Consider the following 21,711-nt stretch of genomic DNA (forward strand, 5'->3'; position numbering starts at 1 on the left):
AAAATTTGTGCGAAGTTTCTGGACATCGAATAAAAAACATTTTCTAATCGAGAAAAGACGGTCTCGGGAGGAAAAGTTGAAGCTCGTCACTTATCAATCCGTACGCGGGCCGGTTGTCGGCGTCGTGGTGGACGGCCAGGTCCATTCCGTAGTGGACCTCGTTCCGGGCTCTCCCGATACGATGATCGGCGTGATCGGCGGCGGCGCCGTGCTGCTGTCGGACATCCGTGCGGCTCTGGCGGCCGCCACCACGCCCGGCCTGCCGCTTTCGCAGACGGAACTGCTCGAACCGGTGCCGGGCCATGGGAAGTTCCTCTGCATGGGGCTCAATTATCTGGAGCACATCCGCGAGGGCGGGCGCGACCGCCCGGTGCCGGAGTTCCCGACGCTGTTCCTGCGCACGCGCACCAGCCTGTTGCCGCCGGGCGGCGCGATCGTCGCGCCACAAGCCTCGGAGCGGCTCGACTACGAGGCGGAGCTCGTCGTGGTGATCGGCAAGCGCGTGCGGAACGTGGATGAGGCGACGGCGCTCGAGGCCGTCTTCGGATACACGGCCTTCAACGATGGTTCGCTGCGCGATTTCCAGAAGCATACGACGCAATGGACGGCCGGCAAGAACTTCGATGCGACGGGCCCTTACGGCCCCGCCATCGTCACGGCGGACGAACTGCCCTCGGGGGGCGCGGGCCTCTGGATTCGTTCGCGCCTCAACGGTGCGATCATGCAGGACGGCAATACCGACGACATGATCTTTTCCGTGGCCCGGATCATCGCCTATGCCTCGCAGGCGATGACGCTGGAGCCGGGAGACCTGATTGCCACCGGCACGCCCTCGGGTGTCGGACAGGCGCGTACACCGCCGGTCTTCATGAAGCCGGGGGATGTCGTCGAGATCGAGATCGAGGGTATCCCCGCGCTCCGAAACCCGGTGGTAGCCGCGGCCTGACCGGCGTCAGGCCGCCGGCATGCGGCCGAAATAGCGCTCGATGACGGCGAATGTCGTCATGTAGTGTTGCGTCAGCCGGGCAACGGCCAGTTCCGTATCGCCGGCCATCGCCGCATCGGCGATGGCTCGATGCTCGTCCAGCGAGTCGCGCCGCTTGAAGTTGGTGGAAGCGATGTGCCGGTATCGATCGGCCCGCTCCCGAAGTTCCCGGCAATAGGCCAGCATGATCTGCGAACCGCAGGCGGAAAGGAGGGCGTCGTGAAACGCGTTGTGCCGGGGGCCCCATTCAGGGTTGGCGGTCTTTTCGTCGGCGCTCCAATGCTGGGTGCGCGACAGCCAGTGCAGGGCCACGACCACGCGCTCTTCCCACGCCTCGTCGCGACGGCGGATCGCCTCGCCCAGGGCGCAGCCCTCCATCAGGCAACGCGCGCGGACCACGTCGCGCCAATCCTCCAGCGAGATCGGCGCCACGGAGAAGCCGCGCTGGTCTTCCTGGGTGACGAGGCCCTCGGAGGTCAGGCGGTTCAGCGCCTCCCGCAGGGGGTTGATCGTCGCGCCATAGGCCTTGCACAGACCGTCGATCCGCAATTTGCGCCCCGGTGCCAGCACGCCGCTCAGTATATCGCGCCGGATGGCGGCGAAGGCCGTGCTGGCCGCCGTCGACCTGGCGGGGGGAGCGTGTTCCGGAATGGTCGTTTCGAGCATGAGGATGTCGCAGGCCGGATGTCGTCGATAGAAGCGACATTATAATGCATTATTTTTCTAGGGAGGATAAAAAATGTAAAAACACAGGAAGATCCTGGTCTCGCTTGTCGCAGCGGTGCTGGTGGCAGCCACCGGGGCGCGGGCGGAGGACATCATCATCGCGACCCCCAACCCAAGCTACGTGCCGCTGCTGCCGATCACGGTGGCGCTGGGCGAGGGCTATTTCGAGGATGAAGGGCTCAACGTCCGCGTGGAGGCGCTGAACGGTTCGGGCGCGGTCCTGCAATCGCTGGCATCGGGCCAGGCGCAGATCGGCAATCCGGGCGCCGGCCCATTCCTGTCGGCACGGGCGCGCAATCTGGATGTGACGTTTCTCTACCGCCTCAATCCCAACAGCTCCTATGGCCTGGTCGTGCCCGAGGCGTCCGATGCCGATACGCCGGAGAAGCTCAGGGGCAAAGTCATCGGCATCGGCACGGCGGACGGCGCGGAGGCCGCCTTTACACGCTCGATCTTCAACGATTCCGGCATGACGGAAGGCGCCGACTACTCCTTCCTGGTGGTGGGCGATGGCGGACTGGCCATCGCGGCATTCTCGCGCGGCGATATCGACGCCTATGCGGCGGCGACCGGCGATGCCGCCATCCTGAACAGTCGCGGCATCCCGGTACGGAACATCACCCCCGACCGGTTCCGCAAGTTCTTCGGCAACGGGCTTGCGGCGATGACCGCCTATATCGAGGAGAACCCCGATGTGGTGGAGCGGTTCGGGCGGGCCGTCGTGAAGGGAGCCCGCTTCGCCGAGAAGCCGGAAAACATCGATGCGGTGGTGGATCACATCGCCACGATCAATCCGCAGGAGGCCGAGGACCGCGACTTCGTCAAGGCGCTGGTTGAGCAGATCATCGTCCGTCAGGCGCCTTTCGAACCGGCAAAGGGGTTCGGCTACCAGGACCACGAAGCCTGGGTTGCATGGCAGGACAGCCTCGGCCAGTCGGGCGACCTCGAGAAGCCCGTCGCCGACCTGAATGCCGTCTACACGAACAAGTTCGTGGAGCGCTGGAACGCCGTCGACTGAGAAATGTCATCCGCCCGGGTCTTTTTCGCCCGGGCGGAACTGGATATGTCCTGAAGGATTCCTATCCCTTTAGTGCACCGCACGGGGCAGGGGACCGACGACATGGATGCCAAATCGTCTAAAGAGAAGTCGCGCAGCCCGAAGCGGGCGGACATGCCGCCGGCTCCGGATGGGCTGCGCATGCTCGCGCGCAACCGCGTGGCGATCGAAGGCGTGACGCCGCTTGTCGATGGCGGCCGCTTTGCCATCAAGCGGCTCGAGGGCGAGCCGCTGCGAATCGAGGCCGACGTTTTCTGCGACGGGCACGAGAAAATCGGCGCCGCCATTCTGACGCGGCCGGCCGGCGAGGCCGGCTGGACGGAGACTCCCCTGGTCTTCGTCGAAAACGACCGCTGGGCCGGCGAAGTCGTGTTCGACCGGCCGGGGCCCTGGCGCTTTACCATCATCGGCTGGCGCGATGCCTTCGGTACCTGGGCCAGCGATACGAGAAAGAAGCGCGATGCCGGGCAGGTCATCGCGCTGGAGTTGAAGGAGGGGCGCGCCCTTCTGGACCGCGCCGTTGCCGGCAAGCGTGGCACCAAGGCCGAATGGGCGGCGTTGGCCGCGCTGATCTCGCGGTTCGACGCACTGCCGGAAGCCGATAGCGAAGCCCGCTACGCGCTGTTGGAGGAAGACGAGACCGTGGCCTTGCTGGGCCGGACGGGCCCGCGTGACGAGTTGTCGACCTTCGAGGTCGAGGTGCCTGTCTGGGTCGACCGCGAGCGGGCCGGCTTTTCCGCCTGGTACGAGTTGATGCCGCGCTCGCAGAGCGGCGACGTGAACCGGCATGGCACGTTCGACGATGTCGTGAAGCGGCTTCCGGACATCCAGGAAATGGGCTTCGACGTCCTCTACTTCCCACCCATCCACCCGATCGGCAAGACCAACCGCAAGGGGCGCAACAACGCCTTGAACGCCGCCCCGGGCGAGCCGGGTTCGCCTTACGCCATCGGCTCGGAAGAAGGCGGTCATCGCGATATCCACCCGGAACTCGGCACCTTCGACGATTTCGCGCGCCTGATCGACGAGGCCAGGGCGCACGGGCTGGAAATCGCGCTGGACTTCGCCATCCAGTGCTCGCCCGACCATCCCTGGATCAAGCAGCATCCGGACTGGTTCGACTGGCGGCCCGACGGTACGATCAAATATGCCGAGAACCCGCCCAAGAAATACCAGGACATCGTCAATGTGGACTTCTACCGCGAGGGGGCCATCCCGTCGCTGTGGTACGAATTGCGCAACACGGTGCTGTTCTGGCTGGACAAGGGCGTGCGCATCTTCCGCGTGGACAATCCGCACACCAAGCCCTTTCCCTTCTGGGAATGGCTGATCGCGGAAGTGCGCGCGGCCGACCCCGGGGTGATCTTCCTGGCGGAAGCCTTCACCCGGCCCAAGCTGATGAAACGGCTTGCCAAGGTCGGCTATAACCAGTCCTACTCGTACTTCACGTGGCGGAACGAAAAGTGGGAGCTGGAGGAGTACCTGACCGAGCTGACGCAGGAGGAGTGCGCCGAATACATGCGGCCGAACTTCTTCGTCAACACGCCGGACATCAACCCGCTCTACCTGCAGACAAGCGGGCGCGCCGGCTTCCGCATCCGGCTGGCGCTGGCCGCGTCCCTGGCTGGCAACTACGGTGTCTATTCGGGCTTCGAGCTGTGCGAGTACGAGCCGGTACCGGGCAAGGAAGAATATCTGAACTCGGAAAAATACGAGATCCGGGCCTTCGACTGGCATGCGCCCGGCAACATCCGCGACGATATCGCCTTCTTCAACCGGTTGCGGGCCGAAGAGCCGGCGATGAAGGACTTCCGCAACCTCGCCTTCTATAATTTCTACAACGAGAACATCCTTTATTACGGCAAGCGGACGCAGGACAGGTCGTCCTTCCTGCTGTTCATCGTCAGTCTCGACCCGCACAACCCGCAGGGTGGCCATTTCGAGGTGCCGCTGTGGGAGTTCGGCCTGCCGGACAACGGGTCCTTGAAGGTGGAAGATCTGACGGACGGGCGGCAGTTCGTCTGGCAGGGCAAGGTGCAGCATTGGTGGATCGCCCCATCTCAGCGCCCCTATGCCGTATTGCGTATTTCAGCCTGAGGCCAAGGAACCGCCCCACCATGTGGGGCTTTTCCTCTGACGACGATTTGGGGAGCCAAGATGAACGAGCATGTGTCCGTATTGCCGGCCGTTGAAACCGCCGCGCCGAACCCGGAAGCGAACGACTGGTACAAGGACGCGATCATCTACCAGCTCCACGTCAAGACCTACGTGGATTCCAACGGCGACGGCATCGGCGATTTCGAGGGCCTGATCTCGCGCCTCGACTACATCAAGGAACTGGGTGTCACCTGCATCTGGCTGTTGCCCTTCTACCCCTCGCCGCTGCGCGACGATGGCTACGACATCGCCGACTATCGCGCCGTCAACCCTAGCTACGGCACGATGGATGATTTCGAGCGGCTGGTGGATGAGGCGCACAAGCGCGGCCTTCGCATCATCACCGAGCTCGTTATCAACCACACGTCCGACCAGCACCCGTGGTTCCAGGCCGCGCGCAGCGCGCCGGCCGGCAGCCCGGAGCGCGACTTCTATGTCTGGGCCGATGACGACAAGGGCTATGACCTGACACGCATCATCTTCCTGGATACGGAGACCTCGAACTGGACCTGGGACCCGGTGGCCGGCCAGTATTTCTGGCACCGCTTCTACTCGCACCAGCCGGACCTCAACTTCGACAATCCCAGGGTGCTGGAGGAAGTGCTGTCCGTCATGCGCTTCTGGCTGGACAAGGGGGTCGACGGGCTGCGCCTCGATGCCATCCCGTACCTGGTGGAGCGCGAGGGCACCAATAACGAGAACCTGCCGGAGACGCACGACGTCCTGAAGAAGATCCGCGCGGAGCTGGACAGGGTCTATCCGGACCGGATGCTGCTGGCCGAGGCCAACCAGTGGCCGGAAGACACGCGCCCGTATTTCGGCGACGGCGACGAGTGCCACATGGCTTTCCATTTTCCGCTGATGCCGCGCATGTACATGGCGCTGGCCCAGGAAGACCGGCACCCGATCACCGATATCCTGCGCCAGACGCCGGATATCCCGGCCAATTGCCAATGGGCCATCTTCCTGCGCAACCATGACGAGCTGACGCTCGAAATGGTGACGGAAGAGGAGCGCGACTACCTCTGGGCCACCTACGCCTCGGACAAGCGCGCGCGCATCAACCTCGGCATTCGCCGGCGGCTGGCGCCCCTGATGGGCAACGACCGCCGCAAGGTGGAGCTGTTGAACGCGCTCCTGATGTCGATGCCCGGCACGCCGACCGTCTATTACGGCGACGAGATCGGCATGGGCGACAATTACTACCTCGGCGACCGCGATGGTGTGCGTACTCCCATGCAATGGTCTCCCGATCGCAATGGCGGCTTCAGCAGGGCCGATCCGCAGCGTCTGTACCTGCCGCTGATCCAGGACCCGGTCTACGGGTATCAGGCTGTCAACGTCGAGGCACAGTCGGCCAACCCGGCCAGCATGCTGTCGTGGATGCGCCGCCTGATCCAGGTGCGCGCGACGCGGGAGGCATTCGGCCGCGGCGAGATCGTGTTCCTCTATCCGTCCAACCGCAAGATCCTCGCCTATGTTCGCCAAAGCGGGGAAGATCGCATCCTGTGCGTCGCCAACCTGTCCAGCCAGGCGCAGGCGGTGGAACTGGACCTGTCGGCCTATGCCGGCTCGATCCCGGTGGAGATGCTGGGGCTTTCGGCCTTTCCTCCCATCGGCGAGGCGCCTTACGTCCTGTCGCTGCCCAGCTACGGCTTTTTCTGGTTTGCGCTCGGCGCCCCCGATCAGGTGCGGGCCGCCGGCGACATCCTGCCGGCCCCGGAATTCACGACGCTGGTCATCACCGGCGACCTCAAGGACACCATTCCGGGCCGCAACCGACGCGAGTTGGAAAGCGTCCTGCCCGGCTTCATCGGGCGGCAACGCTGGTACTCGGGCAAGGCGGACGCGCCGAAGAGCGTGCGGTACGAGATCATGGGGGCGCCGGAGCCAACCAACCGCAAGCACATCCTGGCGGAAGCCATCGTGACGTCCAGGAGCGGCGAAACCCAGACCTACTTCCTGCCGCTGGCCGCCCGCTGGGGAGAAGCGAACCCCGGCCGCGACGCCAACAACCTGCCATACACGCTGGCGCTCATCCGGCAGGGGCCGCAGATGGGTTCGGTCATCGATGCCGGGCGTGATCCGCAATTCTGCATCGACCTGACGAAGATCCTGGCGGCCGGCAAGTCGCTGACGCTCGGAGACTGGACAATCGAGGTCGAGGCGTCCGCGGCGCGCACGGAGGCGCTGGAGAAGGCCCAGTCCATCGAGGCCGACGCCGTCATGCCGCTCTCGGGAGAGCAATCCAACACCTCCATCGCCATCGGCACGGCGGCGATCCTGAAGATCTATCGCCTGCTGCGCGATGGGATCCAGCCGGAACTGGAGGTGACGCGCTTCCTGACGGAGAAGACCGGCTTCACCGCCGCGCCGGCGCTGTTGGCCAGCGCCGAGGTGGTGCGCCCGGACGGCACCCGCGCGGCCATCGCGGCGCTCTTTGAGCGGATCGAGAACCAGGGCGACGCGTGGAGCCGCATCACCGAAAGCCTGTCGCGCCATTTGCGGGATACGGCCTATGGCGTCGAGGGGGTGAGCGAGGCGGACGAGGAGGGGACCGGCGAGGCCATGTTTGCCCTGCAGTTCGACCCGGGCGAGGCCATCGGCCGGCGTACCGGCGAAATGCATGCAGCCCTGCAGACGCGCACCGGCGACGCTGCCTTCGACCCGGAAGAGATGACGCCGGAGTGGCTGGGCGCCGCCGCCCGCAAGGCGGCCGACGAGGCCGATGCCGTGCTGGACAAGCTGGCGGAGTTGCGTGCCCGGGGCGCCGATGGCCTGGAAGAGGAAGTCGATCAACTGCTGGCGGCGCGGTCCGCGGTTCGCCAGTGGTTCGAAGCCATCGCCGGCGGGGAGGCCAGGGGCGTGCTCACGCGCATCCATGGCGATTTCCATCTGGGACAGGTCCTCGTCGCCCGCAACGATGTCGTCATACTGGACTTCGAGGGAGAGCCGGGCAGGCCGCTGGAAGAGCGGCGGGCCAAATCCTCGCCGCTGCGCGACGTCGCCGGCATGCTGCGCTCCTACGACTACGCAGCCTTCGCCGCGCGCGACCGCACCGGCCCGACGGACGATGCCACCAGCGAACGCATCCGCGACACGGCCGAAAACTGGCGCGACCAGGTCAGCGCCGATTTCCTGGCGGCATGGTCGCAGGCCAGCGGGATCGATCTGGACGATGCGGGCAACCGCGCGCTCCTGGATATGTTCCTGGCCCAGAAGGCATTTTACGAACTGAATTACGAATTGTCGTCGCGGCCGGCATGGCTGTCCATTCCGCTGCGCGGCATCGTCACCCTTCTCAAAGAGAGGCAGGTCATCTGAATGGCAAAGGCACAATCGAAGGCAGCCGTCGCTCCGTCACTGGAGCATCGGCTGGACGAGGGCGCCGTGTCCGCCTTGGAGAACGGCTCCCATGGCGACCTCTTCTCCATCCTGGGTGCACATGGCGGCGGCGCGATGCGCGTCATGCGCTGTTTCCGCCCGGGCGCGGAGGCCGCAAGTGTCGTTGACCGTGACGGCTCCGTCGTCGCCGAACTGGAGCCCCAGGGCGCTTCCGGTCTTTTCACCGGGACCATTCCCGGCACTTTGGAAGACTACCGCTTTCGCTTTCGCCATGGCTCGGTGGAATGGGAAGAGGTGGATCCATATCGCTTCGGCCTCATCCTCAGCGACCTCGATGCCTATCTTCTGGCCGAGGGGCGCCACTACCGGCTGTACGAAAAGCTCGGCGCGCACCCGACGCATATGGATGGTGTCGCCGGAACGCGTTTCGCCGTCTGGGCGCCGAACGCGCGCCGGGTCTCGGTGGTCGGCAACTTCAACGCCTGGGACGGGCGCCGGCATGTGATGCGCCACCGCTACGAGACCGGCATCTTCGAGATGTTCATCCCTGGCATTGCGCCGGGCGAGATATACAAGTTCGAGGTCGTCGGCCCGCACGGCGAGGTGCTGCCCCTGAAGGCGGATCCGGTGGGCTTCCTGCAGGAGTCCGCGCCATCGACGGCCTCCGTCGTTGCCGGCCTCGTCGAGCATGAGTGGGCCGACGGCGATTTCAGGGCCAAGGATCAGGGTTGGCAGGGCCGCGACAAGCCCGTCACCATCTATGAGGTGCATCTGGGCTCATGGCGCCGTGGAGAGGACAACAGCTTCCTCGACTACGACGCGCTGGCGCGCGAGCTGGTGCCCTACGTGCAGGAGATGGGCTTTACCCATGTCGAGTTCCTGCCGGTGTCGGAGCACCCGTTCTACGGGTCCTGGGGCTATCAGCCCATCGGCCTTTATGCGCCGACCGCGCGCTACGGCGACCCTGCCGGCTTCGCGCGGCTGGTGGATGCCCTGCACAAGGCCGATATCGGCGTGCTTCTGGACTGGGTGCCCGGCCATTTCCCGACCGACGTACACGGGCTTGGCCGATTCGACGGCACGCCCCTCTACGAGCATCCCGATCCGCGCCGCGGGTTCCACAAGGATTGGAACACGCTGATCTACGATTACGGACGGACGGAGGTGAAGAACTTCCTCGTCGCCAACGGGCTCTACTGGCTGGACCGCTTCCATGTGGACGGCCTGCGCGTCGATGCCGTCGCCTCGATGCTGTATCTGGACTACTCGCGCAACCATGGCGAGTGGGAGCCCAATATCCATGGCGGCCGCGAGAACCTGGAGGCCATGGCCTTCCTGAAGGAAACCAACGAGCGCGTGGGAGAGTATTTCCCCGCGACGGCGACCCATGCGGAAGAGTCCACCGCCTTTCCGAACGTGTCGCGGCCGACTTATGAAGGCGGGCTCGGTTTCCATTTCAAATGGAACATGGGCTGGATGCACGACACGCTGGATTACATGGAGAGGGATCCGATCCACCGGCGTTACCATCAGCACCAGATGACGTTCGGCCTTGTCTACGCCTACTCGGAGAACTTCATCCTGCCGCTCAGCCACGACGAGGTCGTTTACGGCAAGGGCTCGCTTCTCGGCAAGATGCCGGGCGACCAGTGGCAGAAATTCGCGAACCTTCGCGCCTATTTCGGATTCATGTGGACGCATCCCGGCAAGAAGCTTCTGTTCATGGGCGGCGAGTTCGGGCAGTCGGCCGAATGGAACCACGACCAGTCGCTGGACTGGCATCTGCTGCAATATCGCGAGCATGCCGGCGTCCAGCGCCTCGTCCGGGACCTGAACACATTGTATCGGGGCGTGCCGGCGCTCTACGAGATGGACTGCGACCCGGCCGGCTTCGAATGGGTGGACACGTCCAACGAGGCGGACAGCATCATCACCTTCCTGCGCAAGGACAAGCATGGCGGGCCGGTGCTGGTGGTCTGCAACTTCACACCGAAACCGCATCATGGCTATCGCGTCGGCGTACCCAGGGACGGCTTCTGGCGCGAGGCGATGAACACCGACGCGGATATCTATGGCGGGTCCAATGTCGGCAATATGGGCGGCAGGCAGGCCGACGCGTTCGGCGTCAACGGCCGGCCCTTCTCGCTCGAATTGTCCATCCCGCCACTGGCGACGATGGTCTTCGTTCCGGAGGAGTGAGCCGCCCGCTGCCGATGCGGACGGCTTGCTGCAGCTTACCGGTCGGCCGGCAGCGCTTCGCGGCGACCCAGCCGGCCGCCGCGGCGCTGGATCGCTCCGATCGCCAGTTGCTGCGAAATAGGCTTGGACAGGACCGGCAGGACGCGGGCTTCCCAAATGCCGCGTTCTTCCGCCGACAGGTGGCCCTGGCCCTTATCGGCGACGATGGAGGCAACGCGCGCATCTTCGGAGCGGGGCTTCAACAGGCCCGCATCGAGGGCTTCGACGATGAGGTTCCGCAATTCCGGATCCACCGCGCGATTGTGTATGGCTGACATTTCGACTGTTTCCCCACCTGATGCGAGCGGAACTTAAGCGCGGAAAATGAGATGTCCATGACACAATCACGGATTTCTCATGATGCTTCGTCAGACCCGGACAAGCTCCGCTGCACGAGGGCGATCCAGTAGGACGCGCCATAGGCGATGGCCTCGTCGGCAAAATCGTAGGCGGCATTATGCAGGCCGGCGCTCGGCCCGTTGCCGATGAAGATGAACGCACCCGGCCGCTCTTCCAGCATGTAGGAAAAGTCCTCCGCCGCCATCAGCGGCGGACAGGATAGGTCGACGGCGTCGTGCCCGGCAACCGACGCAGCAGCCTTGGCGGCCTCTGCCACCTCGGCCGCGTGATTGCGCGTCACGGGATAGTTGCGGCGATAGGTCAGCGTCACGGACAGGCCATGGACGGTCGCGATGCCTTCGGCGATCGCACCCATGCGCGCCTCGACATGGTCGCGCGTCTGCGCCGAGAGGCTGCGCACCGTGCCCGATACCCGTGCCGTGTCGGGGATGACATTGTGGGCGAAGCCGGAATGGAACTCCGTCACCGACACGACCAGGCTGTCCAGCGGATCGGCATTGCGCGAGACGATCTGCTGCAGGGCGCTCACCAGCGCCGTGCCGGCCAGGATGGGGTCCGCCGTCTTCTGCGGGATCGCCGCATGGCCGCCCCGGCCCGTGATGGCGAAGGCGAATTCGTCGGTGGCGGCCATGATGGGCCCATCCCGCATGGCGAAGCGCCCCACGGCCAGCCCCGGCAGATTGTGCATTCCGTAAACGCGGCCGATGGGGAACCGCGTAAACAGGCCATCCTCGATCATCGCTTTCGCGCCGGCGCCGCCTTCCTCGGCCGGCTGGAAGATCAGCGCGACGCTGCCGTTGAAATCGCGCGTCCGGGCCAGCGCCCGGGCCGCGCCGAGCAGCATCGCCATGTGTCCGTCATGGCCGCAGGCATGCATCGAACCAGGGCGTGCCGACGCGTAGGCAACGCCGCTGGCCTCGTCGATCGGCAGCGCGTCCATGTCGGCGCGCAGGCCGATCATCGGGCCGCCAGGGCCGGATCGCCCGTGCACGATGCCGACGACGCCTGTCCGCCCGATGCCCGTCTCCACGACGTCGCAGCCGAATTCGACGAGTTTTCCGGCAATGAAGGCGGCCGTATCGACCGTGTCGTACAGGAGCTCCGGAATGGTATGGAGGTGCCGGCGCCAGGCGGTGATTTCCGGGCTCTCGTCGGCGATGCGGTTGTGAATCGGCATGGAGTTCGCGGTCCGATTTCGTTATTTCCGGGGCAAAGGCTACAATCTTCGCCTCACCCATGCCACGTGACGGGCGCAAGGGTTAAGCCTGGCTCAAGGTTCGCGCATGGCGGGCCGACGACGCAAGCTTGATGAAAGGGTTCGATCGAATGGCTGGGGCAGGCGGACGACGAGTTTGCGCGGCTTTGGCGCTGCTGATGGCGCTGTCCGTGTTTCCCGCACAGGCCGGGCCGTCCATCGCCGTCGACGTGGCAACGGGAAAGGTGCTGTCGCAGGACAATGCCAGCCAGCGCTGGTATCCGGCCTCGACCACCAAGCTGATGACCGCCTATCTGGTGCTGCGCGAGGTGCAGGCCGGCCGTGCCTCGCTGGATACGCCCATCGTGATCACGCGCCTCGCCGCTGCGCAGGCGCCCAGCAAGATGGGGTATCCCGCCGGTTCCGTCATCCGGCTGGACAAGGCGTTGCGGATGCTGCTCGTCAAATCGGCCAACGACGTCGCCGTCGCGCTGGCCGAGTCCATCGGAGGTTCTCACGAGGGCTTCGTGGCCCGCATGAATGCCGAGGCGGCGCGCCTGGGCATGCGCGATACCCACTTCATCAACCCCAACGGCCTGCCCGGACCGGGCCAGTATTCCAGCGCCAAGGACCTTGCCATCCTGGCGGTGGCCATCCGCCACGAATTTCCGGCCTTTACCGATTACTTCTCCACCGAGGCCATCCGAGCCGGCGACGCGACCATGGTCAACGGCAACGGACTGCTGGGCCGCCTGCGCGGCGCGGACGGGATGAAGACGGGCTATATCTGCGCATCGGGCTTCAACCTCGTGTCCAGCGCCACGCGCGATGGGCGCACGATCGTCGCCGTCGTCCTCGGGGCGCAGGGACCGATCTCCCGCGAGCGGGAATCCGCCCGCCTCCTGGAAGACGGGTTCAAGGTCGATCCCGCAAAGGCCGAATTTACGGTGACGCAACTGCCATCCTCGAGCGGGCCGCCCTTCGACGTGTCCGACACGGTCTGCTCGCCCGAGGCGCGCACCGCGCGCGCCAACGAGCGCAAGCTGGAGGACGAGCGGGAACAGCCCTTCGGCTCGCCCTTCCTGACGGCGCTGGACCGCGACCCGGTCGTCTACCCGGTCGAACTCGGCGGTGCGGCAGGGGGCCACGGCGCGGCGCCAGGCGTGTCCGTCATCGCCGGCTACGGCATCCCGGTGCCGACATGGCGGCCGGAGCCGCCCCAGCTCGTCGAGACGGGCGATGCCGCCACCGATGCCGGGCGCGCCGCGCGCGTTCTGTCATCGCCGCCTGAAAACCGGGAAGCATCGCAATGAACCTTCCTTTGCGCGTAACGGTGTTGACGGGGTTTCTCGGCGCCGGCAAGACCACGCTTCTCAACGCACTGCTGAAGCATCCCGACATGGCGCGCAGCGCCGTGATCGTGAACGAGTTCGGAGAGGCGGGCCTGGATCATCTGCTGGTCGAGACCGCCAGTGAGGAGGTCGTCGAGCTTTCCAATGGCTGCATCTGCTGCTCCGTACGCGGCGAGCTGGTGGACCGCCTGGCCGATATCGTGGACCGCCTGCAGACCGGCCGCCTGCCGCCGATCGAGCGCGTTTTGATCGAAACCACCGGAATGGCTGACCCGACGCCGGTCCTTACCTCCATGATGGGGCATCCGGTGCTGGCGCAGGCTTATGCGCTGGACGGGGTCGTGACGCTGGTCGACGCCCATGCCGGCCTTGCCGGCATCGGCGGCCGGGTCGAGGCCGAACGGCAGGTTGCCGTGGCGGACCGGATCGTGCTGACCAAGACCGATCTGTCGGAGCCGGGCGCCGACCTTCTGGCGTGGATCGCGCGGCTGAACCCGCGCGCGCGGCTTCTGGATGCCGCCAGGGGCGAGGCCGCGCCCGCCGCGCTCATGGAGGCCGGCGTGATCAACTCCCACACGCGGGAAGCGCAGCTGGCCGCGTGGCTGGGCGATGGCGGCTGCGACTGCGGTGATCCGGAACACCACGATCATCATCACCACGATCATCACCATCACGACCATCATCATCACGATCATGCGGGGCACCGGCACGGTACGGTGAACACCGTATCGATACTGTCGGACGCCCCTTTGCCCATCGGTCAGATGGAGGAATTCATAAACCTCGTCCTGTCGATGCACGGCGACAGGCTGCTGCGCATGAAGGCCATGCTGCTGACGCGGGAAAACCCGACCCGTCCGCTGGTCGTGCATGCGGTGCGCCGGTTTCTGCATCCGCCGGTCTTCCTGCGCGAATGGCCGGCGTCCATCCGCCCGCACAGCCGCTTCGTGCTGATCGGCGAGCGGCTGGACGAGGGCAAGCTGCGCGACCTGTTTGCCGCATTCGCCGGCGGCCTGCGCAGCGACGCGCCCGACAGGGCCGCTTTGATGGACAATCCCCTCGCTATCCGCGGCGGATGACGAATCGCCAGCCGCCGCCGGACAGCGGCGTGGCCGACACAAGGGCGTGCCCCCCCTGGTTGCAGAGGTGCGTCATATCCAGCGGGGCCAGCGGGTCGTCCGCGAGGATGCTCAGGCGGCTGCCCGCCGGCAGGGCGGCCAGCGCCTTTTCCGTGCGCAAGGCCGGCAGCGGACATTTGAGGCCCATGAGGTCCAGTTCCTGCATGCAGCCGTTTCCCTGCCCATGAATTTATCCAAGACGCGCACTATCTTGGGGTGAAAGGCGGATGCAAGCCGCAAGATAGCGAAAGGCTCGAAACTGGAATGAGTGAGACGATCCTCGATCCGCAGGTCATCGTGGATTTCTGGCGCGAGGCCGGGCCGGAAAAATGGTTCGAGAAGGACGAAGCCTTCGACGAGACGATCAGGCAGCGCTTCGGCGATCTGTACGAACGTGCGGCGCTCGGCGATCTGGATTCCTGGGCGGATGAGCCGAATGGCGCGCTGGCGCTGATCCTCCTGCTGGACCAGTTTCCGCGCAACATGTTTCGCGGCAGCCCACGCATGTACGCGACAGATGCGAAGGCGGCGGAAATTGCCCGGGCCTCCCTGGATGCCGGCGATGCCGAACACCTGCCCGACGACGTGAACCAGTTTCTGGTCCTTCCGCTGATGCATTCGGAATCCAGGGCCGATCACGATGCCTGCGTAGCCTGGATGGACCGCATCGGCACCGACGAGAACCGCAAGTTCGCGCGGCATCACCGCGAAATCATCGAGCAGTTCGGGCGTTTTCCCCATCGCAACGCCATACTTGGGCGGGAAACCACTGCGGAAGAACGCAAATTCATTGCGGATGGTGGCTTCACCGGGTGAGCGGGCGGCCTTGCGAACGAGACCGGCGCCGTGTCGAAATCGATCAAACACGAAAACGCCCTGGGAGCCATTCGCCATGTCCGAAACACTGATCGCCGCGACCTCGGAGTTTTCCACGCTGTTTCCTGCCGGGGCGGCTCTGGAGCGCGTCGCGACAGGGTTCGTCTGGGCCGAGGGCGGCGTCTGGGTTCCCGGAGCGAACGAGTTGCGCTTCTCCGACATCCCGAACAACCGGATCATGGCCTGGTCGCCGGAGACGGGGCTTCGGACCTTCCGCCAGCCTTCCCAGCGCACCAACGGGCATACGCTGGACCTTTCCGGGGCGATGGTGAGCTGCGAGCATGGCGGACGCTGCGTCAGCCGCACGACGGCGGATGGAACCTATGAGGTGCTTGCCACCCATTGGCAGGGCAAGCGGCTGAATTCTCCCAACGACGTCGTGGTCAAGAGCGATGGCAGCATCTGGTTCACCGACCCGCCCTACGGCATCATCTCGGACCACGAAGGCATCCGCGCCGACAGCGCCATCGGGTTGAACCAGGTCTACCGGCTGGACCCTCTGTCCGGAGCGGTGGAAGCGGTCAGCGATGCCTTCGACAGGCCCAATGGGCTGGCCTTCTCGCCGGATGAGAGCGTTCTCTATGTCGCGGATTCGGGCCGGGCCCGTGGACACGGCTTCGGCTTCGACGACAGCCGACCGCATGACGTGCGCGCCATGGAGGTGGTGGACGGTCGCAGGCTCGGCGCCTCGCGCCGGGTGGCCGAGGTCGACGTGGTTCCCGATGGGCTGCGGGTGGACCGCGAAGGAACCCTGTGGGTGTCCGCCGCCGACGGGGTCCACTGCTTCACGCCCGAAGGCCTGCACCTTGGCCATATCGCCGTGCCGGAAACCGTCGCAAATCTCTGCTTCGGCGGGCCGGATGGGCGGCGGCTCTTCATCAGCGCCAGCAGCTCGATCTACGCAATCGATACGACGCGGCAGGATGCCGCCGCGGCCGCGCGGAAGGTTTATGGCTGAGCGCGGCTGCGTTGCGCTCAAGCGCTGTCGCGTGCTGAGCCGGCAGATTCAAGCCGTCATCAACCTCCCGACACCTCCCGCGCCATCAGCACCTCGGTCAGGAACGCGCCGCCCAGCCCGGCCCCTTCGGGCGAGATCGTATGGCCGAGCCTCGGCAGGATGCGCAGGGCCGTATCCACGCCGGCAGCGCGCAGGCGCGGCGCGGCGACCTCGCTTTCTTCCGGCGGCACCGCCGTATCGGCGGAACCATGGATCAACAGCACGCGGGACGCCGTGCGAGGCCGCAACGGATCGCGCGTCGCCAGCCGGCCTGAATAACCGAGCACTGCGGCAACCGGCCATCGCCCGCTGGCAAAGGCGTCGAGCGCCATGATCGTGCCCTGCGAGAATCCCACGAAGACGACCCTGTCCAGGCGGTCGGCCATGCCGTGCCAGTCGAGTATGCCCTGCACGACCCGGTCGAAGGCCGGCCGCGCCGCCGCGACCCTGTCCGGCCGGTTGTCGGGCGTTATACCGGTCAGGCTGAACCATTGGTGCAGCAGGCCCCCGCCATCGAAGGGAAAGGGCGCGTCGGGCGCGGAGAAATCCGTGTCGGGGAGGCTGCGCCCCCAGACGCGGCCCAGCGGGGACAGGTCCGCGCCACGGGCCCCGACCCCATGGAACAGGATGACGAGATTACGATACGTCGCCATCTGCGAGCCTCACCACGACACGCCCGCGAACCTTGCCGGCAAGGATTTCCTCGGCAATGCGCGGCACCTCTGAAAGGCCGACCGTCTGTGTCATCGAAGCGAGCTTGTCCCTGTCGAGGCTTTCGTCCAGCAACGCCCAGGCGGCCTCGCGGCGGGCGTGCGTCTCGGTAACGGAGTTGACGCCGATCAGGGCGTCGCCCCGCAGGATGTAGGGCATGACAGTGCCGGGCAGGTCGGCGCCACCGGCCAGCCCGCAGGCGGCGACGGCGCTATCGCGCCGCAACTCGGCCAGGACGCTGACCAGAGTGGTGGAGCCGACACTGTCGACCGCGCCGCTCCACCGTTCCTTTCGCAGCGGCGGCCCGGCTGCCGACAACTCCTCCCGCGAGACGAAGGACGACGCGCCGAGTGCGGCAAGATAGTCGTGCGTCCCGGGCCGCCCCGTCGACGCCGCGACGGTGTGGCCGCGCGCCGCCAGCAGGGCCACGGCAACCGAGCCGACGCCCCCGGCGGCCCCTGTGACGAGCACGGGCAGTCCCTCGCGTCCGAGAGTACCCCAATCCTCCAGCCGGTTGACGCAGAGCGCCGCCGTGTACCCGGCGGTGCCGATGGCCATGGCTTCGTCCAGGCCGAACCCGTCCGGAACGCGGGTCAGCCATTCCGGCTTGAGCCGCTGGAAGCGCGTGTAGCCGCCCCACTCCGTCTCCGAAAGGCCCCAGCCGTTCACCAGGACCCGGTCTCCCGGCTGCCAGTGCGGATCGCGGGACTCGACGACGGTTCCGGCGAGGTCTATGCCGGCCACCATGGGCAGGCGGCGCGCGATCCGCCCCTTGCCGGTGACGGCGAGCCCGTCCTTGTAGTTCACGGTGGAATAGGCGACCTCCACTGTCACGTCGTGATCCGGCAGGTCGGCCAGCGTCAGCGTGCGGAAGGCGGCTTTCTGGCCTCCTTCGGCTTCGTCGATCACCAGTGCCTCGAAGCCCGTGTCGCTCATGCGTTCTTCTCCTGTCGCCCGAGTGCGTAGAATTCGGCATTGGGCCGCATGGAGAAGGCATTAGCGAGGCGGTTCGACATGCCGAAGAAGGCCGCGATGGCGGCGATGTCCCAGCCGTCCTCTTCGGGGAAGCCATGTTCGGCCAGCCGCTCGTAATCGTCCTCGTCCACCGTTTCGGCAGCCAGCGCCACCTGCATCGCAAAGTCCAGCATCGCCATCTGGCGCGGGGTGATGTCGGCCTTGCGATAGTTGACGGCCACCTGATCGGCGATCAGCGGGTTCCGCGCCCGGACGCGCAGAATGGCGCCGTGGGCGATCACGCAGTACTGGCACTGGTTGGCGGCGCTGGTGGCCACCACGATCATCTCGCGCTCGGCAGGCGTCAACCCGCCCGGTTTTTCCATCAGCGCGTCGTGATAGGCGAAGAAGGCACGAAACTCGGCCGGCCGCGCGGCCAGGACCAGAAAGACGTTCGGCACGAAGCCGGCCTTTTCCTGCACCGTCCTGATTCGCTCCCGGATGTCCGGGGGCAAGGTGTCGAGTTCCGGCGGCGTGAAGCGGCTGATCTTCCGGTCCTGCATGCGGTTTCCTCCCTCATGTCGTGTCGTTCGAAGCCGGATTGCCCGATCGCCCGCGCTCGACCTATGCTCGCCCGACGTCATCGACCCGGGGAGGAGACTGGAAGATGCGGGATGATGCAATGGGGGAGGGAGCGCCCGTCCGCGTCCGGCGCGACGGTGGCGTCGCATACCTGATCCTGGATCGGCCGGCGCAGCTGAATGCGCTTTCGCAAGAGCTTCTGCTCAGGCTGCGCGAAGAGCTTGGGCGGCTGGCGGAAGATGAGGGCCTGCGCGCCGTCGTCGTGTCCGGCAACGGCCGCGCCTTCTGCGCCGGCCACGATTTGAAGGAGATGCTGGCTGCGGACGACATTCGCGCTCATCGCGCGCTGTTCCATCTGTGCAGTCAGGTCATGCAGGCCATCGTGGACCTGCCGGTGCCGGTGATCGCCAAGGTGCACGGTATCGCCACCGCAGCCGGTTGCCAGCTCGTCGCCACCTGCGACCTCGCCATTGCCGGGCAGAGCGCACGTTTCGCCACATCGGGCATCAATACCGGGTTGTTCTGCTCTACCCCTGCCGTGGCCCTGTCACGCAACGTCGCCGCCAAGCGCGCCTTCGAGATGCTGGTGACGGGCGCGTTCATCGATGCCGAGAAGGCCGCCGACTGGGGCCTCATCAACGCCGCCGTGCCGGATGACGCGCTGGACGCCGCGGTGAACGGGCTTCTGGCTTCCATCCTGGCCAAGAGCCCGGCCGCCATCCGCCACGGCAAGGCGCTGTTTCACCGCCAGCGGGGCCTTCCCCTGGCGGACGCCTATGGGCAAGCCAGCGAAGTGATGGCCTGCAACATGATGGAAGCCGATGCCCGCGAAGGCATTTCCGCCTTCGTCGAAAAGCGCCAGCCGATCTGGCAGTCATGAAAGAGGATCGCATGGATACCGTCAGCGGCAACATCTACCGGCAGGGCCTCGATCGGCGTCCGGCCAACTTCACACAGCTTTCGCCTGTCAGCTTCATCACCCGCACCGCGGATGTGTACCCGGACCGCGACGCGGTCATCTACGGGGAGCGGCGCGACAGTTGGGCCACCACCTATGCACGGTCGCGGCAACTGGCGGGCGCCCTGGCCGCACGGGGCATCGGACCCGGCGATACCGTATCGCTGATGCTGCCCAACGTCCCGGCGATGGTGGAGGCGCATTTCGGCGTGCCCTTCACCGGCGCCGTCATCAATGCCCTCAACATTCGTCTCGACGCGCCCACCATCGCATTCATGCTGGACCACAGCGAAGCGAAGGTGGTCCTGACCGATCCGGAATTTGCGCCCGTCATAGCACAGGCGCTCGCCGTCATGAAGGGTGCGCGCCCTCTGGTGATCGACGTGCCGGACCCGGTGGCCGGCGTGACCGGGCCGGCCATCGGCGACATGGAGTACGACGCCTTCCTGGCCACGGGGGATCCAGACTTCGTTCCTCGCCTGCCGGAGGACGAATGGGACGCCATCGCCCTCGGCTACACGTCGGGTACGACCGGCGACCCGAAGGGCGTCGTGACGCATCATCGCGGCGCGTATCTCAACGCGGTCAGCAACGTCCTGGTGTGGAGCATGCCGCAGCACCCCGTCTACCTCTGGACGCTGCCGCTGTTCCATTGCAACGGGTGGTGCTTCCCCTGGGTCATCGCAGCCGTCGCGGGCACCAATGTCTGCCTGCGCCGCGTCGATACCGCCCGCATCTTCGAGGCCATCCGCAGCCATGGCGTGACGCATTACTGCGGCGCGCCCATCGTGCATGCCATGATGGCCGACGCGCCGGCCGAACAGCGCGCCGGGATCACGCACCGCGTGTTCGGGATGGTCGCGGGCGCGCCGCCACCACCCAGCGTCTTCAAGCGCATCGAGGCCATCGGGATCGACCTTCTTCATGTCTACGGCCTGACGGAAACCTACGGTCCCGCCGTCGTCTGTGCCCCGCAGCCTTCATGGGAAGCGCTGGATGTGGATGCGCGTGTCGGCCTGAAGGCGCGGCAGGGCGTACGCTACACGCTGGAAGAGGCGGTCGAGGTGTTGAACCCGGATACGATGGAGCCCGTGGCGCGCGATGGCGAGACCGTGGGCGAGATCATGTTTCGCGGCAACGCAGTGATGAAGGGCTACCTGAAGAACGAGGCGGCGACGGAAAAGGCGCTCGCCGGTGGCTGGTTCCACTCGGGCGATCTCGCGGTCGTCTATCCGGATGGCTACATCCGCATCAAGGACCGGTCCAAGGATGTCATCATCTCGGGCGGCGAGAACATCTCCTCCATCGAGGTGGAGGACGTGCTGCATGCCCACCCGGACGTGCAGGCGGCGGCGGTGGTGGCCATGCCCGACGAGAAATGGGGCGAAGTGCCGGCCGCCTTCGTGGAACTGCGGTCCGGCGCACGGCTGGAGGAGGCGGAGCTGATCGCCTTCGCGCGGGAGCGGCTGGCCGGGTTCAAGACGCCCAAGAAGGTGATCTTCTCGGAGCTTCCGCGCACGTCGACCGGCAAGATCCAGAAATTCGCCCTGCGTGCGATGCTCAACGCGTAAGCCGGGAGACGACGTCGGCCAGCCATGCATCCCTGAGGCCGAGCGCGGCGATCTCCCGGTGCGCCGAGAGGACATAGTCGATATTGGCGCCCGATTGGCCGTGCGACCGGGCAACGATATGGGCTGCCGCTTCCGGCGTCAGCCGCCCGGCATACTGGGCGTGGCCCCTGTCGGCGACATAGGTGACGGCATGGATGCTCCGCCCGTCGGCGAGGCGGATGGCCTGCACGGTTTCGCGATAGACGTTGGTCACCAGTTCCCGCCCGCGCAGATAGGCGATGGTCTCGTCGCGACGGTCGGCGGCCACGCGAAAGGCCATGCCGACGCAGGAGCCGCCCTTGTCCAGGCCGAAGACAAGGCCGGGCCTTTCGGGTGTGCCGCGATGGACATGACTGAGGATGCAGAGCGCCCGGTGGTAGCCCGACAGGCGGGCCTTGGCCCGTTCCTCGAAGGCGAAGCCTGGCCGCCAGATCAACGAGCCATAGCCAAAAACCCATAAATCGGTCATGTCCAAACGCCAAGTTGCAGC

General features: G+C 66.0%; 19 protein-coding genes. 11 read left to right on the forward strand and 8 right to left on the reverse strand.

The features are described 5' to 3' along the window. The first annotated feature begins 76 nt into the window (after positions 1-76). Complete coding sequence (locus IGS74_RS05910) at positions 77-946, forward strand: fumarylacetoacetate hydrolase family protein (RefSeq protein ID WP_246722997.1); 870 nt, start codon at positions 77-79, stop codon at positions 944-946. A 6-nt stretch (positions 947-952) separates the two neighbouring features. On the opposite strand, the gene IGS74_RS05915 is transcribed toward IGS74_RS05910, so the two are convergent. Next, complete coding sequence (locus tag IGS74_RS05915) at positions 953-1,651, reverse strand: FCD domain-containing protein (protein WP_192390130.1); 699 nt, start codon at positions 1,649-1,651, stop codon at positions 953-955. A gap of 121 nt (positions 1,652-1,772) precedes the next feature. On the opposite strand from IGS74_RS05915, the gene IGS74_RS05920 reads away from it, so the two are divergent. The 4 genes from IGS74_RS05920 (at position 1,773) to glgB (ending at position 10,469) form a co-directional block, all read left to right on the forward strand. Further along, positions 1,773-2,729 carry an ABC transporter substrate-binding protein gene (locus IGS74_RS05920; protein ID WP_206688218.1) on the forward strand — a complete coding sequence of 319 codons (957 nt, stop codon included), beginning with the start codon at positions 1,773-1,775 and terminating at the stop codon, positions 2,727-2,729. Positions 2,730-2,831: 102 nt separating this feature from the next. Next, positions 2,832-4,865, forward strand: a complete 2,034-nt coding sequence (locus IGS74_RS05925; protein WP_206688219.1) for an alpha-1,4-glucan--maltose-1-phosphate maltosyltransferase — start codon at positions 2,832-2,834, stop codon at positions 4,863-4,865. Between the two features lie 60 nt (positions 4,866-4,925). Then, entirely contained in the window at positions 4,926-8,249 is a 3,324-nt protein-coding gene (gene treS, locus IGS74_RS05930; protein ID WP_192390131.1) for a maltose alpha-D-glucosyltransferase, read from the forward strand. After that, positions 8,250-10,469, forward strand: coding sequence for a 1,4-alpha-glucan branching protein GlgB (glgB, locus tag IGS74_RS05935; RefSeq protein WP_192390133.1), 2,220 nt, complete (start codon positions 8,250-8,252; stop codon positions 10,467-10,469). 35 nt (positions 10,470-10,504) lie between these two features. Here glgB and IGS74_RS05940 read toward each other — a convergent pair whose 3' ends face one another. Further along, positions 10,505-10,786, reverse strand: coding sequence for a hypothetical protein (locus IGS74_RS05940; RefSeq protein ID WP_039188502.1), 282 nt, complete (start codon positions 10,784-10,786; stop codon positions 10,505-10,507). Positions 10,787-10,863: 77 nt separating this feature from the next. Further along, positions 10,864-12,045: a M20 aminoacylase family protein gene (locus IGS74_RS05945; protein WP_192390135.1), complete on the reverse strand. Its 1,182-nt coding sequence runs from the start codon at positions 12,043-12,045 to the stop codon at positions 10,864-10,866. A gap of 197 nt (positions 12,046-12,242) precedes the next feature. Between IGS74_RS05945 and IGS74_RS05950 the strand changes: the two genes are divergently transcribed. Continuing rightward, positions 12,243-13,376 (forward strand): D-alanyl-D-alanine carboxypeptidase family protein, encoded by a 1,134-nt coding sequence (locus IGS74_RS05950; protein ID WP_192390137.1) that lies wholly within the window; start codon positions 12,243-12,245, stop codon positions 13,374-13,376. Further along, the gene (locus tag IGS74_RS05955; RefSeq protein ID WP_192390139.1) at positions 13,373-14,494 is read left to right on the forward strand and encodes a GTP-binding protein; all 1,122 of its coding nucleotides are present in this window, start codon (positions 13,373-13,375) and stop codon (positions 14,492-14,494) included. Before IGS74_RS05950 ends, IGS74_RS05955 begins: the two co-directional genes overlap by 4 nt. Here IGS74_RS05955 and IGS74_RS05960 read toward each other — a convergent pair. Continuing rightward, the gene (locus tag IGS74_RS05960; RefSeq protein ID WP_192390141.1) at positions 14,478-14,699 is read right to left on the reverse strand and encodes a sulfurtransferase TusA family protein; all 222 of its coding nucleotides are present in this window, start codon (positions 14,697-14,699) and stop codon (positions 14,478-14,480) included. The two genes, IGS74_RS05955 and IGS74_RS05960, sit on opposite strands and share 17 nt — an antisense overlap. A gap of 98 nt (positions 14,700-14,797) precedes the next feature. On the opposite strand from IGS74_RS05960, the gene IGS74_RS05965 reads away from it, so the two are divergent. Together IGS74_RS05965 and IGS74_RS05970 are read left to right on the forward strand one after the other, a co-directional pair. Then, positions 14,798-15,349 carry a DUF924 family protein gene (locus tag IGS74_RS05965; protein WP_192390143.1) on the forward strand — a complete coding sequence of 184 codons (552 nt, stop codon included), beginning with the start codon at positions 14,798-14,800 and terminating at the stop codon, positions 15,347-15,349. Positions 15,350-15,425: 76 nt separating this feature from the next. Further along, entirely contained in the window at positions 15,426-16,367 is a 942-nt protein-coding gene (locus tag IGS74_RS05970; RefSeq protein WP_192390145.1) for an SMP-30/gluconolactonase/LRE family protein, read from the forward strand. A 59-nt stretch (positions 16,368-16,426) separates the two neighbouring features. Here the strand turns inward: IGS74_RS05970 and IGS74_RS05975 are convergent, their stop codons facing one another. From IGS74_RS05975 to IGS74_RS05985, 3 genes are read right to left on the reverse strand one after another with little or no spacing between them, the layout of a single operon-like run. Beyond that, positions 16,427-17,059 (reverse strand): prolyl oligopeptidase family serine peptidase, encoded by a 633-nt coding sequence (locus IGS74_RS05975; protein WP_192390147.1) that lies wholly within the window; start codon positions 17,057-17,059, stop codon positions 16,427-16,429. Then, positions 17,043-18,053, reverse strand: coding sequence for an MDR family oxidoreductase (locus IGS74_RS05980; protein WP_192390149.1), 1,011 nt, complete (start codon positions 18,051-18,053; stop codon positions 17,043-17,045). The genes IGS74_RS05975 and IGS74_RS05980 overlap by 17 nt, the downstream gene beginning before the upstream one ends. Next, a complete protein-coding gene (locus IGS74_RS05985) occupies positions 18,050-18,634 on the reverse strand; it encodes a peroxidase-related enzyme (protein ID WP_192390150.1) in 585 nt (194 codons plus the stop codon). The genes IGS74_RS05980 and IGS74_RS05985 overlap by 4 nt, the downstream gene beginning before the upstream one ends. Positions 18,635-18,738: 104 nt before the next feature. Between IGS74_RS05985 and IGS74_RS05990 the strand changes: the two genes are divergently transcribed. Then, entirely contained in the window at positions 18,739-19,533 is a 795-nt protein-coding gene (locus IGS74_RS05990) for an enoyl-CoA hydratase (RefSeq protein WP_206688220.1), read from the forward strand. 11 nt (positions 19,534-19,544) lie between these two features. Next, positions 19,545-21,182, forward strand: a complete 1,638-nt coding sequence (locus IGS74_RS05995) for an acyl-CoA synthetase (RefSeq protein WP_192390151.1) — start codon at positions 19,545-19,547, stop codon at positions 21,180-21,182. Here IGS74_RS05995 and IGS74_RS06000 read toward each other — a convergent pair. Next, a complete protein-coding gene (locus IGS74_RS06000) occupies positions 21,172-21,690 on the reverse strand; it encodes a gamma-glutamylcyclotransferase (RefSeq protein ID WP_039188522.1) in 519 nt (172 codons plus the stop codon). The genes IGS74_RS05995 and IGS74_RS06000 overlap by 11 nt on opposite strands. Positions 21,691-21,711: the final 21 nt, after the last annotated feature.

The sequence above is a fragment of the Aureimonas sp. OT7 genome, assembly GCF_014844055.1.
In the GTDB taxonomy this organism is placed as follows: Bacteria; Pseudomonadota; Alphaproteobacteria; order Rhizobiales; family Rhizobiaceae; genus Aureimonas; species Aureimonas altamirensis_A.

Bases quoted from the DNA above. Each gene is read 5' to 3' on its own strand.
- IGS74_RS05915 (WP_192390130.1), bottom strand. From the start codon at position 1,651: ATGCTCGAAACGACCATTCCGGAACACGCTCCCCCCGCCAGGTCGACG.
- IGS74_RS05925 (WP_206688219.1), top strand. From the start codon at position 2,832: ATGGATGCCAAATCGTCTAAAGAGAAGTCGCGCAGCCCGAAGCGGGCG.
- treS (WP_192390131.1), top strand. From the start codon at position 4,926: ATGAACGAGCATGTGTCCGTATTGCCGGCCGTTGAAACCGCCGCGCCG.
- glgB (WP_192390133.1), top strand. From the start codon at position 8,250: ATGGCAAAGGCACAATCGAAGGCAGCCGTCGCTCCGTCACTGGAGCAT.
- IGS74_RS05940 (WP_039188502.1), bottom strand. From the start codon at position 10,786: ATGTCAGCCATACACAATCGCGCGGTGGATCCGGAATTGCGGAACCTC.
- IGS74_RS05945 (WP_192390135.1), bottom strand. From the start codon at position 12,045: ATGCCGATTCACAACCGCATCGCCGACGAGAGCCCGGAAATCACCGCC.
- IGS74_RS05950 (WP_192390137.1), top strand. From the start codon at position 12,243: ATGGCGCTGTCCGTGTTTCCCGCACAGGCCGGGCCGTCCATCGCCGTC.
- IGS74_RS05955 (WP_192390139.1), top strand. From the start codon at position 13,373: ATGAACCTTCCTTTGCGCGTAACGGTGTTGACGGGGTTTCTCGGCGCC.
- IGS74_RS05960 (WP_192390141.1), bottom strand. From the start codon at position 14,699: ATGCAGGAACTGGACCTCATGGGCCTCAAATGTCCGCTGCCGGCCTTG.
- IGS74_RS05965 (WP_192390143.1), top strand. From the start codon at position 14,798: ATGAGTGAGACGATCCTCGATCCGCAGGTCATCGTGGATTTCTGGCGC.
- IGS74_RS05970 (WP_192390145.1), top strand. From the start codon at position 15,426: ATGTCCGAAACACTGATCGCCGCGACCTCGGAGTTTTCCACGCTGTTT.
- IGS74_RS05975 (WP_192390147.1), bottom strand. From the start codon at position 17,059: ATGGCGACGTATCGTAATCTCGTCATCCTGTTCCATGGGGTCGGGGCC.
- IGS74_RS05980 (WP_192390149.1), bottom strand. From the start codon at position 18,053: ATGAGCGACACGGGCTTCGAGGCACTGGTGATCGACGAAGCCGAAGGA.
- IGS74_RS05985 (WP_192390150.1), bottom strand. From the start codon at position 18,634: ATGCAGGACCGGAAGATCAGCCGCTTCACGCCGCCGGAACTCGACACC.
- IGS74_RS05990 (WP_206688220.1), top strand. From the start codon at position 18,739: ATGCGGGATGATGCAATGGGGGAGGGAGCGCCCGTCCGCGTCCGGCGC.
- IGS74_RS05995 (WP_192390151.1), top strand. From the start codon at position 19,545: ATGGATACCGTCAGCGGCAACATCTACCGGCAGGGCCTCGATCGGCGT.
- IGS74_RS06000 (WP_039188522.1), bottom strand. From the start codon at position 21,690: ATGACCGATTTATGGGTTTTTGGCTATGGCTCGTTGATCTGGCGGCCA.